General features: G+C 70.1%; 11 protein-coding genes. 7 read left to right on the plus strand and 4 right to left on the minus strand.

The genetic code is table 11. The annotated features are described in order from the left end of the window. The 3 genes from WBG06_RS25470 to WBG06_RS25480 all read left to right on the plus strand — a co-directional run bounded on the left by WBG06_RS25470 (position 1) and on the right by WBG06_RS25480 (position 2463). Positions 1–555 carry a TIGR00730 family Rossman fold protein gene (locus tag WBG06_RS25470; protein WP_336740469.1) on the plus strand — a complete coding sequence of 185 codons (555 nt, stop codon included), beginning with the start codon at positions 1–3 and terminating at the stop codon, positions 553–555. Positions 556–635: 80 nt separating this feature from the next. Then, positions 636–1643 carry an ATP-binding cassette domain-containing protein gene (locus WBG06_RS25475; protein WP_336740471.1) on the plus strand — a complete coding sequence of 336 codons (1008 nt, stop codon included), beginning with the start codon at positions 636–638 and terminating at the stop codon, positions 1641–1643. 1 nt (position 1644) lies between these two features. After that, complete coding sequence (locus tag WBG06_RS25480; protein WP_336740473.1) at positions 1645–2463, plus strand: ABC transporter permease; 819 nt, start codon at positions 1645–1647, stop codon at positions 2461–2463. 20 nt (positions 2464–2483) lie between these two features. Here WBG06_RS25480 and WBG06_RS25485 read toward each other — a convergent pair whose 3' ends face one another. Continuing rightward, positions 2484–5468, minus strand: coding sequence for an ATP-binding protein (locus WBG06_RS25485; RefSeq protein WP_336740475.1), 2985 nt, complete (start codon positions 5466–5468; stop codon positions 2484–2486). Between the two features lie 123 nt (positions 5469–5591). Further along, entirely contained in the window at positions 5592–6722 is a 1131-nt protein-coding gene (locus tag WBG06_RS25490; RefSeq protein ID WP_336740477.1) for an FAD-dependent monooxygenase, read from the minus strand. Positions 6723–6867: 145 nt separating this feature from the next. Between WBG06_RS25490 and WBG06_RS25495 the strand changes: the two genes are divergently transcribed. The 3 genes from WBG06_RS25495 to WBG06_RS25505 are packed head-to-tail and all read left to right on the plus strand — an operon-like array spanning position 6868 to position 11085. Continuing rightward, a complete protein-coding gene (locus WBG06_RS25495; protein ID WP_336740478.1) occupies positions 6868–7809 on the plus strand; it encodes a GntR family transcriptional regulator in 942 nt (313 codons plus the stop codon). Then, positions 7806–8828 (plus strand): threonine aldolase family protein, encoded by a 1023-nt coding sequence (locus WBG06_RS25500; RefSeq protein WP_336740479.1) that lies wholly within the window; start codon positions 7806–7808, stop codon positions 8826–8828. The genes WBG06_RS25495 and WBG06_RS25500 overlap by 4 nt, the downstream gene beginning before the upstream one ends. A gap of 52 nt (positions 8829–8880) precedes the next feature. Further along, complete coding sequence (locus WBG06_RS25505) at positions 8881–11085, plus strand: acyltransferase family protein (protein WP_336740480.1); 2205 nt, start codon at positions 8881–8883, stop codon at positions 11083–11085. A 66-nt stretch (positions 11086–11151) separates the two neighbouring features. Here the strand turns inward: WBG06_RS25505 and pheT are convergent, their stop codons facing one another. Continuing rightward, positions 11152–13647: a phenylalanine--tRNA ligase subunit beta gene (gene pheT, locus WBG06_RS25510; protein ID WP_336740481.1), complete on the minus strand. Its 2496-nt coding sequence runs from the start codon at positions 13645–13647 to the stop codon at positions 11152–11154. Next, positions 13644–14750 (minus strand): phenylalanine--tRNA ligase subunit alpha, encoded by a 1107-nt coding sequence (gene pheS / locus WBG06_RS25515; RefSeq protein ID WP_336740482.1) that lies wholly within the window; start codon positions 14748–14750, stop codon positions 13644–13646. Before pheS ends, pheT begins: the two co-directional genes overlap by 4 nt. 222 nt (positions 14751–14972) lie before the next feature. Here pheS and WBG06_RS25520 point away from each other — a divergent pair, with 222 nt between their 5' ends. After that, the gene (locus WBG06_RS25520) at positions 14973–15770 is read left to right on the plus strand and encodes an ABC transporter ATP-binding protein (RefSeq protein ID WP_336740483.1); all 798 of its coding nucleotides are present in this window, start codon (positions 14973–14975) and stop codon (positions 15768–15770) included. Positions 15771–15779 lie beyond the last annotated feature (9 nt).

Below are 15779 nucleotides of genomic sequence, written 5' to 3' on the forward strand. Positions count from 1 at the left end.
ATGATCAAGCACCTGGCGGTCTTCCTCGGCTCTCGCGACGGCAACGACCCGGCGCTCGCGGAGAGGACCTACGAGGTCGGCAGAGGTCTCGCCGAACGCGGCATCGAGCTGGTCTACGGCGCGGGCGGCGGTGGCCTGATGAGCCAGATCTCCCAAGGTGCGATCGACGGCAACGGCAAGGTCTTCGGCGTGATCCCACGGTTCATGGTCGAACGCGAGTGGGGTCGCGTCGAAGGCGCGCCGGGCATGCAGACGGTCGTGGTCGACACGATGCACGAGCGCAAGGCGATGATGGCCGAGCGTGCCGACGCCTTCCTCGCGCTCCCCGGTGGGATCGGCACCCTCGAGGAGCTCTTCGAGGTGTGGACCTGGCAGACCCTGTCGCTGCACGGCAAGCCGGTCGGGCTGCTCAACATCGACGGCTTCTGGGACCCGCTCGTGGAGATGATGGAGCGCATCGCCGCCGCGGGCTTCCTGCACGGCTCCCCCGCCGAGTCGCTGGTGGTCGGCGAGGACCTCGACGAGGTCCTCGCCCGCCTGGACGCCGCCCGCTGAAACCGTCCGCTGAAACCGTCCCGGAGATCGTGAAACCGCGGTGAAGGCGGGCTGAAACCGGCGTCCCCCACCGTAGGAGCATGACAACTTCCTCCGAACTGGCCGTCTCGGCCTCAGGTCTGGTCAAGACCTTCGGCGACTTCACCGCGGTGGACGGGATCGACCTCGAGATCCGCCGCGGCGAGGTCTTCGGCGTCCTCGGCCCCAACGGCGCCGGCAAGACCACGACCCTCAAGATGCTCGCCACCCTGCTGACCATCGACGCCGGCAAGGCGGAGATCTTCGGCGTCGACGTCAGGACGCAGCCGCACCAGGTCCGCCAGCTCGTCGGCGTGACCGGGCAGTACGCGTCGGTCGACGAGAACCTCACCGCCACCGAGAACCTGGTCCTCTTCGGCCGTCTCCTCGGCATGTCCGGCAAGGCCGCCCGCGCCGCGTCCGAGGAGCTGCTGGAGTCCTTCGGCCTCCAGGAGGCGGCCAAGCGGCAGATCTCGAAGTTCTCCGGCGGTATGCGCCGTCGGCTCGACCTGGCCGCCTCGCTCCTCTCCCGCCCGCCGCTGATCTTCCTCGACGAGCCCACCACCGGTCTGGACCCCCGCACCCGCGGCCAGATGTGGGACACCATCCGTACGCTGGTGGCCGGCGGCTCGACCGTCCTGCTCACCACGCAATACCTCGACGAGGCCGACCAGCTCGCCGACCGGATCGCGGTCATCGACCGTGGCGTCAAGGTCGCCGAAGGCACCTCCGAGCAGCTCAAGACCTCCGTCGGCAGCTCCACGCTGCACCTGCGCCTGAGCGACCGCACGCAGGTCTCGGCGGCCGCCGCTGTGGTCGAGAAGGTGACCGGCGAGCACCCGGTGCTGACCCCTGAGTCAGGCGGCATCAACGTGCCGCTGGCCGATGCCGACCGGGCCGCGGACGTGCTCATCGGCCTGCGGCACGCCGACATCTCCATCACGACCGCCAACGTGCAGCAGCCGACGCTCGACGAGGTCTTCCTCGCCCTGACCGGCCACGGCACCGAGAGCGCCGAGGACACCCACGAACCCGAGCACACCGACTTCCGCACCCAGGAGGTGGCCTGAGATGGCTGCACTGATCTCCACGTACGCCGTGGCCGACCGCCCGCTCAAGACCCACCCGAGCATCGGCGAGACGGTCAGCCAGACGCTGACCATGGCCCGCCGGGCGTACATCAAGATGATGCGCAACCCGGAGCAGTTCTTCGACGTCACCCTGCAGCCGCTGCTGTTCACGGCGATGTTCGCCTACATCTTCGGTGGCGCGATCTCCGGCGACGTGAAGGCCTACCTCCCCACGGTGATCACCGGCATCCTCGCTCAGACCGCGCTCACCGCCTCGATGGCGCGGGGCACCCAGCTGCGTGAGGACATGGACAAGGGCGTCTTCGACAGGTTCAAGGCGCTGCCGATCGCCCGGATCGCCCCGCTGGCCGGACCGGCGGTCGCCGACCTGCTCCGCTACGGGATCGCTGCGACCCTGACCATCGCTGTCGGCCTCGCCATGGGCTACCGGCCCGGCGGAGGGGTCGCCGGGGTCCTCGCCGGCTGGGCGCTCACCATCTTCGCCGGCTGGTCGCTGAGCTGGATCTTCACCTGGCTCGGCACGATCATGAAGTCCGCCGGGGGCGTCCAGGGGATCGGGATGATGATCATGTTCCCGCTGACCTTCCTCTCCCCCGCGTTCGTGCCCAAGGACACGATGCCGGGCTGGCTGCAGGCCTTCGTCGAGATCAACCCGGTCACGCTGGTCATCAACGCCACCCGCGACCTGATGAACGCCGGCGACGTCACCATGAGCGTCGTCTGGGCCATCGTCGGCTGCTCCGCGATCGTCGCGATCTTCGCGCCGCTCTCGGTGTGGACCTACAGCAAGAAGCTCTGAGAGACCACGGTCTCCTGACCTCAGGTCATCCGCGCGATCACGCCGCGGGCCTCGCCCAGGAGGGCGAGCCCGCGGCGTTCGCCGTACTCCTGCGAGATGCGTTCGAGCAGCCCGGGCGCGGCGTGATCGGCGTCGGCGACAGCACGCTCCCAGCGCATATCCAGGAACGAGCGGGAGTAGCCGAACCGGTCGGCGAGGACCAGCAGCCGCACCGACTCCTCGTGCGGGAGTGCGCCACGCAGCAGCCCCCAGACCCCCAGCGCCAGCAGCAGCATGCCGATCACGGGCAGGTCCGGGTTGTGTCGCTCCGCGCTGAGCAGGCGCGGAGCCTTGCTCCGCAGGACGTCGAAGAGGTCGGCGCCGTCCTCGCCCTTCCCGTGGCGGGCACAGGCGACCAGGGTGACGGCCTCGGCGCTGACCCGCCAGGGCACCAGGTCGGGGTCGACGACCAGACCGGGGAACGGGAGCTCACCCATCGTCGCCACGACCTCACGGAGCAGCGCCAGCCCCTCGTCGATCCGGCCTTGGGCCAGGAGCAGCTCCGCGCGGGCGCCGTGGACGGCGCCCCGTGAGCCGAGGCCGCCACGCGGGGGCTCCTCGGCGAGCTCAGCGAGCAACGCGGCGGCCTCCTCGAGGCGGCCCTGCTCCACCGCGTACGTCGCCAGGATCGTGCGCGTCTGGACCAGGTCGTCCTCGGCCCCCAGGCGCCGCAGGACCGGGACGGCCTCGCGAGCATGCTCGGCAGCCTCTCCGAGACGGCCGAGCTGAGCGTAGAGACCACTGAGCTGGGCGTGCAGCATCGCCCGCGTCCACGGCCCGTCGTCGGCGCCGGTCAGCCGCAGCGCCTCCGTGCCCGCGGCGATTGCCCCGTCGGGGTCGCCGTTGTTCTCGCGCTCGTGACTGAGGAAGGTGAAGGCGAGCGCACGGACGTCGAGGTTCGCATCGGCGACCAGCTCCGTCAGCACCCCGTCCAGCGACGAGCGGGGCTCCCCCGGACCGGCGGTGACGAAGCCACCCGCCATCGCCGTCAGGACCTTGAGCATCACGTCCAGTCGCGGGTCGTCGGCATCGGCGCCGACACGGTCCAGGATCGTACGCAGCCGCTCCAGGTCGGACCCGCCGGTGACAGCCGCCCCGAAGAGGAGCAGCGCCAGCACCAGCCGGACCTTCTCCCGCGCCTCGGGCGGAGGCCGCCACGCCTCGAGCACGTCGGTGACCGCGCCCGCGAGGGTGAGCACCCGCTGGTGCTCACCCGCGATGGTCCAGAAGACTCCCATCGCGCAGAACAGCCGCACCACGGACTCGGCCTCACCGTCGCTGAGAGCCTGACGCAGGATGTCGGCCAGGTTGCTCTCCTCGGCACGGATCTCGTCCATCGCCTCGAACTGGTCCCGCGAGTGGATCCGGGCCGCGCTCGCGTCCGCGTAGGCAGCGGCCCACTCGCGCTGAGCAGCACGAGCCAGGCGATCCTCGCCGGCGTCGATCAGGTGCATACGACCGAACTCGCGCACCGTCTCGAGCATCCGGTAGCGGACGCCACCACGACCGTCGAGGACCGTCAGCAACGACTGGTCGACCAGCTCCTCGATCGCGGCGAACGCGTCGCCTCCGAGCATCGCCTCCGCTGCGGCGAGGGTGAATCCGTCATGGAAGATCGAGAGCCAGCGCATCGCCCGCCGTTCGCGCTCGGCGAGGAGGTTCCAGGACCAGTCGATCACCGCGACCAGCGTCTGGTGGCGGTCAGGAGCGTTGCGTACGCCGCCGCGGAGCAGCTCGAAGCGGTTCTCGAGCCGGCGGGCGATGTCCTCGACCGACATGGCCCGCACCTTCACCGCGGCCAGCTCGATCGCCAGCGGCAGACCGTCGAGACGGGTGACGATCTCGTCGACCCGAGCCTCGTCGAGGTGAACGTCGGGGCGGGCGCCGACCGCGCGGCGCCGGAACAGCTCCCGACCGTCGTAGGTCCCGAGCCGGCCGAGCGGGTAGACACGCTCGGCGCCGATCGCCAGGGGGCTGCGGGAGGTCGTCAGCACGGTGAGGTCACGCACCGCCGCGACCAGGAAGGCGACCAGGTCGGCGACCGCGGAGACGATGTGCTCGCAGTTGTCGAGCACGAGCAGCGTCGGGGCGCCGTCGAGCTGCTGCGCGATCCGCGACCGCACGTCGGCGCGTTGCTCCGGAGTCAGGCGGTCGCGCTGAGCGACGGAGTCACGTACGCCGAGGGCCGAGCCGACCTCGCTGACCAGGTCCTCCGGAGCAGTCACGCCGACCAGCTCGACGAAGTGGACCACCGGCTGCTCGGCACGATGGGCGATGACCTGGGCCAGGCTGGTCTTCCCCAGCCCACCGGGACCGAGGATCGTGACGACCCGTGAGCTCTTCAGCAGCGCGGACACCTCGGCGGCGTCCGGCTCGCGGCCGATCAGCATGTCGGCGTCGTAGCGCAGGCCGGACCGCACCGGCCGGTCCCGGGCGAGCAGCTCGGTATGGACCGCCCGCAGCCGCGGGCTCGGGTCGACCCCGAGCCCGTCGGCAAGTCCGGCACGGTAGGCCTCGAATCGCTCCAGCGCGGCCGGCACCCCCTGCACCGCGGCGATCGCCCGCAGCAGCGCCTCGGTGACCTCCTCGTCGGGATCGAGCCGGTCGAGCCGCTCGAGGAGCGGGAGCGCCTCGGCGTACCTCTTCTCCGCCGCCAGCCGAAGCGCCTCCGGCCGCAGCGACCACGCATCGACCTCAGCGGCCGGCAGCCCCAGGCGATAGCCCCGCGGCGTACGTTCGATCGCCCCGGCGTCGGTCGCTGTCCGGGCCCGGGAGACGACCACCTGGAGCGCCTTGGCGGGATTGGCCGGGATGTCGTCACGTCCCCAGATCTCCTCGACCAGAGCAGCCTCTGAGGCACCACGTGGCCCGGCGTCCACCAGCGCGCGCAGCAGCGCCCGGGTGCGCTCACCCGCGACCGGCTCACCACCCCAGGTGACCTCGTCCAGCACACTCAGCGTCGTCACAGCGGCCATTCTGTCATAGCGATATATCGCGTGCGCTCGCGATGGCGCGTCATCCGCGGTAACACGTCGTTCGGAGCACTACTCGCCCTATTAGATAGGGCGAGTAGTGCCCCGAACAACGTGTTACACCGCTATCGCGCCGACCGCATCGAGCTCGATCAGGCTCTTGACGGCATCGAGGCGGCGCGTCGACTCGTCCGGGTCGACCGTGCGGCGGTCGATGAGCGCCAGCTCCTGGTTGGCCTCGACGAACGGGCGCATCCGCCTCTCGTAGGCGGCGAAGGCTTCGACGTGGTCCGCCGTACGTCCCAGCTCGAGCGCCAGCACATAGGCCCCGACGAGGGCGAGGCTCGTGCCCTGACCCGAGAGCGGCGCGGCACAGTGGGCGGCGTCGCCGAGGAGGACGGTGCGGCCTCGCGACCAGGACTCCATCCTGATCTGAGCCATCGAGTCGAAGTAGAAGTCGTCGGCGGTCCACATCCGCTCGATGAGGTTGGGCACCTCCCAGCCGAGCCCCGCGAGATGGTCGGCGACGAGGCGCTTCTGTGCCTCGACGTCGCGGTAGTCGTAGTCGATCGGACCGGAGGCGAAGCCGAGGAAGACCCGGAGCTCCTCGTTGTCGCGCACGGTCATCACCGCGCCGCCGTCGGTGCCGTCGTTGATCCAGGTCTGCCAGCGGTCCATGCCGAGGAAGTTCTCCTGGCTGAACACCGACAGGTACGTGCCCAGATGGTGGATGTAGTCGGACTCCGGGCCGAAGACGAGGCGGCGGGTGTTGGAGTGCAGACCGTCGGCACCGACCACGAGGTCGAAGCGGCGCGGGTCGGCGTGCTCGAACTCGACCAGGACGCCGGCGGCATCCTCGTGGATCGCCGCGATCGAGTCGCCGAAGAGGAACTCGACGCCCTCGAGACGCGCATGAACGAGGTCGACGAGGTCCTCCCGGAGGATCTCGATGTCCTCGGAGTCGAGCTGCCCGGAGGAGAGCGCGAAGTCCTCCGAGCGCATCAGCTCGTTGCCCTCGGCGTCGAGCACGTTCATGCCGAGGGACTCGTTCTTCATCGTCCGAGCCGGGGCTTCGAGCCCCATGCGGCGCAGGACGGTGAGGGCAGCGCCACGTACGTCGACGGCCTGCCCACCTCGGCGCAGCGCGGGAGCGCGCTCGACGACGACAGGCGTCAGGCCCTGCTCGCGGAGCCAGAAGGCGAGCGCGGTGCCGGCGATGCTGGAGCCGGAGATGAGGACGGTGGTCATGATGGTTCCTTCCGATACGCTGTACAAGCAGTTGTCGGAACCGTAGCGATTGTGCCTTTGACCTGGCAATACTTTAATCATCTGGACTAGAACAGTGACCCCCCTACTAGGATCTGTGCTAGAACAGAGACCGAGGAGGACCCCCGTGGCAGGCTCGACCGAACCGACTTACGTCCGCATCGCCGCCGAGCTCACCCGGCGCATCGACACCGCCGAGATCGCACCGGGCGGCAAGATGCCCTCGACGCGCCAGCTCGCCCAGGAGTTCGGGGTCGCGCTCGCGACCGCGACAAAGGCGCTGGACGTGCTGCGCGCCGAGGGGCTGGTGATCACCCGCCCGCGCTCGGGCACCGTGGTGGCGCCGCGCGAGCACATCTCGCGCAACCCTGACACCGGGGCGCTCACCCGCCATCGGGTCCTCGCCGAGGCGGTGGCGATCGCCGACACCGAGGGCCTGGACGCGGTCTCCATGCGCGCGGTGGCCGGGCGCTGCGGCGTGGCTCCGATGTCCCTCTACCGCTTCGTCGAGGGCAAGGACGCCTTGGTCGCCGCGATGGCCGACTCGGTCTACGCCTCCTCGCGGTTCGCGCTCGACTCCGACGCACCCTGGCGCGAGCGCGCCGAGTCGCTCGGCCGCGAGCTGTGGCGACTCCACCGCGACCACCCGTGGCTGGGTCGCACCCAGCCGCTGACCCGCCCGATGATGCTCCCCCACCTGCTCCGCTTCGGCGACCGCCTGCTCGGCGCCCTCGAAGGCCTCGGGCTGCCACCGAAGACCCAGTTCGACGTGCACGTGCTGCTCTTCAACCATGTCGCCGCCCTGGCCGCCAACATCGAGCGCGAGGACGAGGCGATGTCCCTGACCGGGGTCTCGGCCGAGGAGTGGACCGACCGCCAGTACGTACCTCACTTCGGCAACGACTCCTTCCGGAGCGCCTTCCCCCACATGGCCCGGCTCTTCGGCCCGTCCGCCCTGCTCGCCGACGGCTACGACATGGACATCGACGAGCTCTTCGAGCTCGGCTTCGGCCTGCTCCTCGACGGGATCGAGGCTTACGCACGGCGACACGCAACAATGGGTGCGTGACCGTCGAACTGCGCTCTGACAACGCCGCCTCCGTCTCTCCCGCGATCCTGGAGGCGATGGCCGCCGTCAACTCCGGCTCCGCCCTCGCCTACGGGGGTGACGAGGTGACCGCGGCGCTCGAGAACCGTGTCCGCGAGGTCTTCGAGCACCCCACCGCCCGGGTCTTCCCGGTCCTGAGCGGCACCGCCGCCAACGCGCTCTCACTCTCTGCACTGACCCCGCCGTGGGGTTCGGTGGTCTGCCACGAGACCGCCCACATCCTGGGCAGCGAGGGCGGCGCGACCTCGTTCCTGAGCGGCGGCGCGGTGATGACCGGCATCGCGGGCGATGGCTACAAGATGGCCGCGGACGCTCTCCAGGCCCACCTGGACGGCGTACGTTGGGGCGACCCGCACCACTCCCAGCCGGCCGTCCTCTCGCTGACCTCACCGTCCGACTACGGCACGGTCTACTCCGTGGCGGAGGTCGCCGAGCTCACCGCGATCGCCAAGACCCGCGACCTGCGGGTGCACCTGGACGGTGCCCGGTTCGCGAACGCCGTCGTGGCCACCGGCGCGGCGCCGGCCGACCTCACCTGGCGAGCGGGCGTCGACGTGCTCTCCCTGGGCGCCACCAAGAACGGCGCCCTCTCCGCCGAGGCGATCGTCTGCTTCACCGACGCTCCTGCGGACGAGCTGGTCTACCGCACCAAGCGCAGCGGTCACGTCACCTCGAAGATGCGTTATCAGTCGGCCCAGCTGCTGGCCTACCTAACCGACGACCTGTGGCTCCACAACGCCCGCAACGCCAACGAGCGGATGGCCGACCTGGCCACGGGCCTCCGCACGGCAGGCGTACGCATCACCAACTCCGTCGACGCCAACCTCGCCTGGGTCGATCTGCCCGAGGAGACAGCCGACCGTCTGGAGGCCGCCGGAGTGCTCTTCCATCGCCTCGACGGGCAGGTCCGGTTCGTGACCTCGTGGCAGACCACCGCCGAGGAGATCGACGTCGTCCTGGGTCTGCTGGGCAGAGGCTGATACCCCGTGGGGGCCCGGGCATCCCGGTCGAGGTTGCTAGCCTCGCATGTCTATGTCTTCTGACATCTCGGTCCCCACCTCTGTGTCCACTGCTCCTCCTGACGCCCCCGCGAAGCGGTTACGCGGCGACGTCCAGGGGCTTCGCGCCGTCGCCATCCTCACCGTCCTCGCCGCCCATGCGGGAGTCTCCTGGTTCACCGGGGGCTACGTCGGGGTCGACGTCTTCTTCGTCATCTCCGGGTTCCTCATCACCCAGCAGCTCGTCGGAGAGATGGCACGCACGGGCCGGATCTCGCTGAGGCGCTTCTATGCCCGTCGGGCCCGGCGTATCCTCCCGGCCGCCACGCTCACCCTCGCGGTCACCGTGGTCGCGGCGGTGATCCTGCTGGGGCCGGCTCAGGTGACTCCACTGACTCTCGACGCAGTCTGGGCCTCCGCGTTCGCCGCCAACATCCGGATGGCGGTCGCCGGGACCGACTACTTCCAGGCGGAGCTGCCACCCTCACCGGTCCAGCACTTCTGGTCGCTGGCGGTGGAGGAGCAGTTCTATCTGGTCTGGCCGCTGGTCGCGCTGATCTGCGTCGTGATGGCCGGCCGGATCGGCGCCGCCCGGGGAGCCGGGTCCGGTGCCGCCGACGGCGCACAGGGCTACGTGCGGGCCCGCCACCTCCTGCTCGCCGCGCTCGCTCTGATCACTCTCGCCAGCCTCATCTGGTCGGTGGTCCACACTCCGGCCGACGCAACTGCGGCCTACTTCTCCTCGCTCACCCGGGCCTGGGAGCTCGGCATCGGCGCAGCCCTGGCGGTCCTGGTCACCAGCGGACGCGTGCTGAGACGGCTCGACGGGGCACCCATGGTGCGCGAGTCCCTCGTCCTGGCCGGTCTCGCCGCGATCCTCGCCGCCTGCCTCCTCTACGACGAGTCCACGCCGTTCCCCGGCTACCAGGCGGCGCTTCCGGTGCTCGGTTCTGCGGCCGTCCTTCTGGCTGGGGCCGTACCCGCGGGCGAGAACACCATCGGCGCCCGCCTGCTGTCGGTGCCGCCGATGCGGGCGATCGGCGACTGGTCGTTCTCGCTCTACCTGTGGCACTGGCCGCTCCTGGTGATGCCCGAGATCGTCCTCCAGCGCGACCTGACCTGGCCCGAGCGGAGCGTGGCGGTGGCGGCCGCGTTCGTCCTGGCGTACGTCTCGTTCCGGTTCGTCGAGGCTCCATTCCGTGAAGGCACCTTCTGGCGCCCTACCTGGCGTGCGCTGACCTTCTATCCGGTCAGCATCGCGCTGATCGCGACCACCGCGTTCGGCGGCCGGGCGTATGCCGACTTCGAGGCCACCCGAGGCTCCTTCGAGCCTGCGGTCAGTGTGGCCGACGCGCCCGCCGCCGACCCGTCGCTCGACGACCAGGAGGCGCTGGTGCGCGCCTCGGTGATCGCCGCCCGCGAGGACGCGCCGATCCCGACCGAGCTCCGCCCGGCCCTCACCGACCTCGACTCCCTCAAACCGGGCCGAACCAGGTGCGACTACACCGACGACACCGAGCGTGACCTGTGCGTCGACGGTGACCCGAAGGGCACGAAGACCATGGTGGTCTTCGGCAACTCCCATGCGCTCCACTGGGTCCCGACGCTGAATCGGATCGCGAAAGCGCACGACTTCCGGACGTACTTCCTGGTGAAGAACCGCTGCGTCTCCGCCTCGATCACCACCGATCGCGGCACCGACGAGCAGGACCCCTACACCGAGTGCGACGACTTCAACCGCTGGGCCTTCTCGCAGTACAAGCGGCTCGACGCCGACCTGACCGTCGTCTCGACCGCTCCCCCGATCAAGGGCGTCTTCGACGAGGACGAGAGCTGGGTCGGCGACAAGGACGAGATCAACGAGCTGATGCGTCCCGCCTACACCGACTTCCTCGACCGGGTGGACAGGCACACGAAGCGTACGGTGCTGATCCGCGACATCCAGGGCTTCGACGCCAACGCCGGCACCTGCCTCTCCCGGCCCGGCGCGACCCTGGGCGACTGCCTGATGAAACCGGTCGAGTCACGAGAGACCGCGATCGACGTCCAGGTCGAGGCGGCCGAGGATGCCGGGGTCGATGCCGTCGACATGGGCTCCTACTTCTGCTGGGACGGCTCCTGCCCGGCCGTCGTCGGCGACACGATCACCCACTACGACGGCACCCACATGTCGCGCCAGTATGCGCCCCAGCTGGCCGAGCCGCTGGCCCGGCGGATGGGACTGCGTGAGCGCAACTAGTCCGTACGCAGCAAGGGGAGGTCCGCTCGCGCGCAGCGAGCGGACCTCCCCTGTCCGATCAGCTTCTCAGCGCTGGACGGCGCCGGTGAGCTCGGCTGCCCGCGCGACCGCGGCATCGCGGGCGGCCGCGGTCTCCTCGGCCTTCAGCGTGCGGTCAGAAGCACGGAACCGGAGCGCGAAGGCGAGCGACTTCTTGCCCTCGCCCACCTGGTCGCCCTCGTAGACGTCGAAGAGCCGCACCGTCTCCAGCAGCTCGCCGGCCCCCTCGCGCAGGGCCGCCTCGACGGCCGCGACGGTGACGTCGGTCGACACGATCAGCGCGACGTCCTCCTTCGCGATCGGCATGGTCGAGAAGACCGGACCGGCGGCGGTGGCGGGCACCTTCGAGATCAGGAAGTCGAGGTCGATCTCGACTGCAGCCGAACGGGCAGGCAGCCCGAACGCCTTGCACACGTTGGGGTGCAGCTCGCCGGCGTGGCCGAACTCGACCCCGTCGACGGAGACGACCGCACAGCGACCCGGGTGCCACGGCGCCCGCGACGCGGAGGCGACCTCGACCGGAACACCGAGCTCGGTGCCCAGGCGGCGTACGACGTCGATGGCGTCGGACCACGAGGCGGTCTCGGCGGAGCCCCACCAGCCACCCCGCGTACGCTCCCCGGCGAGGACGACGGCGAGGTGCAGCGGCTGGCGCGGGATCGCGGCGAGGAGCTTGTCCAGCTCCTCCTCGGTCGGACGGCGGTCGACGCCGTAGATCGGCGCAGCCTGGTCCACCGGGAAGGCGACGGTCGCGGTCTCGAACAGGGCGACCCCGTCCTGACCTCGGGAGACGTTGCGGGCAGCCACCTTCAGGAGCCCCGGGAGGAGCGTGGTGGTGTAGCCCGGCTCCTCGCTGCTGAGCGGGTTGGCCAGCTTGACGGTGTGGCGACGGACGTCGTCGGCGGCCAGTCCGAGCCGATCGAAGTCGGCCTCGCCCACGAAGGGGAAGTCGACGACCTCCACCAGCCCGGCACCGGCCAGCGTCCGTCCGATCCGGCGGCGCAGCTGCTGGGCACGGGTCAGGCCACGGCCGGTCGCACGGCGCGGCAGCACCGAGGGGACCTTGTCGTAGCCGACGATGCGGGCGACCTCTTCGACCAGGTCGTAGGGGTCGACCAGGTCGGTCCGGTAGGTCGGGGCCTTCGCGGTCAGCGAGTCACCCGAGACACTCACCTGGCAACCGACCAGCTCCAACGACTTCACGACCGTCTCGACGGGAATGTCGATGCCGATGATCCGTGCCGGCAGGTCGGTGGCGATGGTGATCTCGGTGAGCGGCGCACGTGTCTGCGGCGAGGACGTCGGGCCGACCTCGGTCACGCCCTCCTCGACGACGCCGCCGCCGTGTTCCACGAGCAGCTCGACCACGCGCTGGGCCGAGACCGGCGGCAGCAGCCGATCGGTGCCGCGCTCGTTGCGCTTGCCGGCCTCGGAGGTCAGCTTGTGGCGACGCCCGGTCCGGAACATCGAGCGCGGCTCCCAGTGAGCCACCTCGACCAGCACGTCGGTGGTGGACTCGGAGACCTCGGTCGAGGCACCACCCATCACCCCGCCCAGGCCGATCGGCCCGGAGTCGTCGCAGACGACCAGGTCCTCGGGGTCGAGGGCGCGGACGGTCCCGTCGAGGGTCTCGAGCTTCTCCCCCGCGTTCGCGCGCCGGACGACGATCGGACCCTGCAGCTTGGCACGGTCGTAGGCGTGGATCGGCTGGCCGAGCTCGAACATCACGTAGTTGGTGATGTCGACAGCCAGGGAGATCGAGCGCACGCCGACGGCCTCGAGCCGCTTCTTGATGAAGTCGGGCGTCGGAGCGGTGGGGTCGAAGCCGGTGACGGTGCGCGCGACGAAGTAGTCGCACCCGTCGGTGTCCTCGATCCGGACCGGATAGCCGGTGTCGTTGGCCACCGGCGTGTCCCGCTGCGCCGGGTCGTGGAATGGTACGTCGAAGCCGAGCGCCGCGTCGCGCGCGATGCCGCGCATCGACAGCGCGTAGGCACGGTCCGGGTTGATCTCGAACTCGATGATCTCCTCACCGAGCCCGAGCACCTCCCGGGCGTCGGTGCCGGGCGCGGGCGCGTCGGCCGGCAGCACGATGATGCCGTCGGCCTCCTCCCCCAGCCCGAGCTCCTTGGCGGAGCAGATCATCCCGGCGCTCATGTGGCCGTAGGTCTTGCGCGCCGAGATCTGGAAGTTCCCGGGCAGCACGCCACCCGGCAGGATCACGACGACCTTGTCGCCGGGCACGAAGTTGTGCGCGCCGCAGACGATGCCCTGCGGCTCACCGGTGCCGTTGGCGTCACCGACGTCGACGGAGCACCAGTTGATGACCTTGCCGTTCTTCTGCGGCTCCTTCTCCGCGGTGAGCACCTGGCCCACCACGAGCGGGCCCTCGATGCCCGCACCAGAGGTCTCGATCGCCTCCAGCTTGAGGCCGAGCGCGGTCAGCCGGTCGGTGATCTCCTCGACGCCGAGATCCTCCGGCAGCGAGACGTACTCCTTGATCCAGGAGAGGGGGGCCTTCACAGTTCACTCCCGAAAGCAGTAGTAAGCCGGACGTCACCCTCGAACAGGGTGCGCAGGTCGGACAGGCCGGTGCGGAACATCAAGGTGCGGTCGATGCCCATCCCGAAGGCGAAGCCGGAGTAGCGCTCCGGGTCGACGCCGCAGGCGACCAGGACGCGCGGGTTCACGATCCCGCAGCCGCCCCACTCGATCCAGCCCTCGCCCTTGCACGTACGGCACGTGACGCCATCGATGACCTGGGCGCCCCGGCAGACGAAGCAGGTCAGGTCGACCTCGGCCGAAGGCTCGGTGAAGGGGAAGTAGGACGGCCGGAACCGGGTCACGATGCCCTCGCCGAACATCTGGGTGGCGAAGTGGTCCAGGGTGCCCTTCAGGTTCGCCATCGAGATGCCCTCGTCGATGGCGAGCCCCTCGACCTGGTGGAACATCGGCGAGTGGGTCGCGTCGTATTCATCCGTGCGGAAGACCCGGCCCGGGCACACCACGTAGATCGGTGCCTCGCGGGTCAGCATCGTCCGCGCCTGGACGGGGCTGGTGTGGGTCCGGAGCACCACGTGGTTCTCGGCCGGCTCGGTCCAGAAGGTGTCCTGCATCGTGCGCGCAGGGTGGTCCGGGCCGAGGTTGAGCGCGTCGAAGTTGAGCCACTCGGCCTCGATGAGCGGACCCTCGGCGACCTCCCAGCCCATCGCCACGAAGATGTCGGCGATGTATTCGGCACCGGTGGTGAGCGGGTGCCGCCCGCCTGCCGGGACCCGATCGGTCGGGAGCGTCACGTCGACGGTCTCCTCGACCAGCATCCGTGCCTCGTGCTCGGCCTCGAGCACCTTCTGCCGTGCCGCGAGCGCCTGGTTGACCGCGCCACGGGCCTTGCCGACGCGCTGGCCGGCCTCCTTGCGCGCGGCCGGGGGCAGCGCGCCGATCTCGCGGTTGGCCAGGGCCAGCGGCGAGCGGTCGCCCGCGTGGTCGAGCCGTGTCTGCTTGAGCTCCTCGAGACTGGTCGCGGCGTCGATGGCCTTCAGCGCAGCATCGCGCGCGGCCTCGACCTCCTCAGCCTTCAGGGGTGTGACCTCTACCGGGTCATAGTCGGTGTTGGGACCGGACATCACTGGCTTTCGTCGCATCGAGTGTTGAGAGATCGCGCAGGTAGGGCCACCTGCTACGCGCCGGCGCCCCTACCTGCGCGATCTCTAAGCGACAGTCTAGGAATCCGGCGGCCCGGGACGCGAACCGGTTCCCGGTGAAGGGTGTCGCCGGTCGCAGATTTAGCCGATCGATTGACGGGACCCTCTAGACAGCCCCGGATTTAGTTAGGCTAGCCTCACCTCATGCCCTCTGCTCTGTCCGGTCATGACCTCGTCCTCGGCTACGCCCGTGCCACCGTGGTCCATGGCGTCTCGATCGGCCTCGAGGCGGGACGCGTCACCGCGCTGATCGGACCGAACGGCTCGGGGAAGTCGACGGTGCTGCGGTCCCTGGCCCGGCTGCACCGGATCACGTCCGGGGCGGTCCAGATCGAGGGCGACGACAGCGCGCCGCTGAGCGCGCGGGCGTTCGCGCGCAAGGTCACACTGCTCTCCCAGTCGCGTCCGCACCCCTCGGGGCTGACCGTCCGCGACGTCGTCGGATTCGGGCGCCACCCCCATCGGAGGCGCTTCGCCGCGCTGACCGAGGATGACCTGAAGAGCATCGACCGGGCCATGGAGCTGACCGGCACCTCCGCGATGGCCGACCGGGCGGTCGACCAGCTCTCCGGCGGCGAGCTGCAGCGCGTGTGGCTGGCCAGCTGCCTCGCCCAGGACACCGGCGTACTGCTCCTCGACGAGCCCACGAACCATCTCGACCTGCGCTATCAGGTCGAGATCCTTGACCTGGTCCGCGATCTCGCGGACCACCACGGGACGGCCATCGGCGTCGTCCTGCACGACCTGAACCAGACCGCCGCAGTGGCGGACCAGGTCGTACTGCTGCACCACGGCGTTGTGCACGCCGCCGGCGAACCCGCTGACGTGCTCACCGCCGAACACCTCTCCGAGGTGTACGGGCTCCCGATCGAGGTGACCTCCGATCTGGAGACCGGGCGCGTCCGGGTCGAGCCACGCGGCAGGCATCACGCCCGGCTCTGACGCCGGCGG

Origin of the sequence: Nocardioides sp. CCNWLW239, assembly GCF_037137035.1 — a bacterium.
In the GTDB taxonomy this organism is placed as follows: Bacteria; Actinomycetota; Actinomycetes; order Propionibacteriales; family Nocardioidaceae; genus Nocardioides.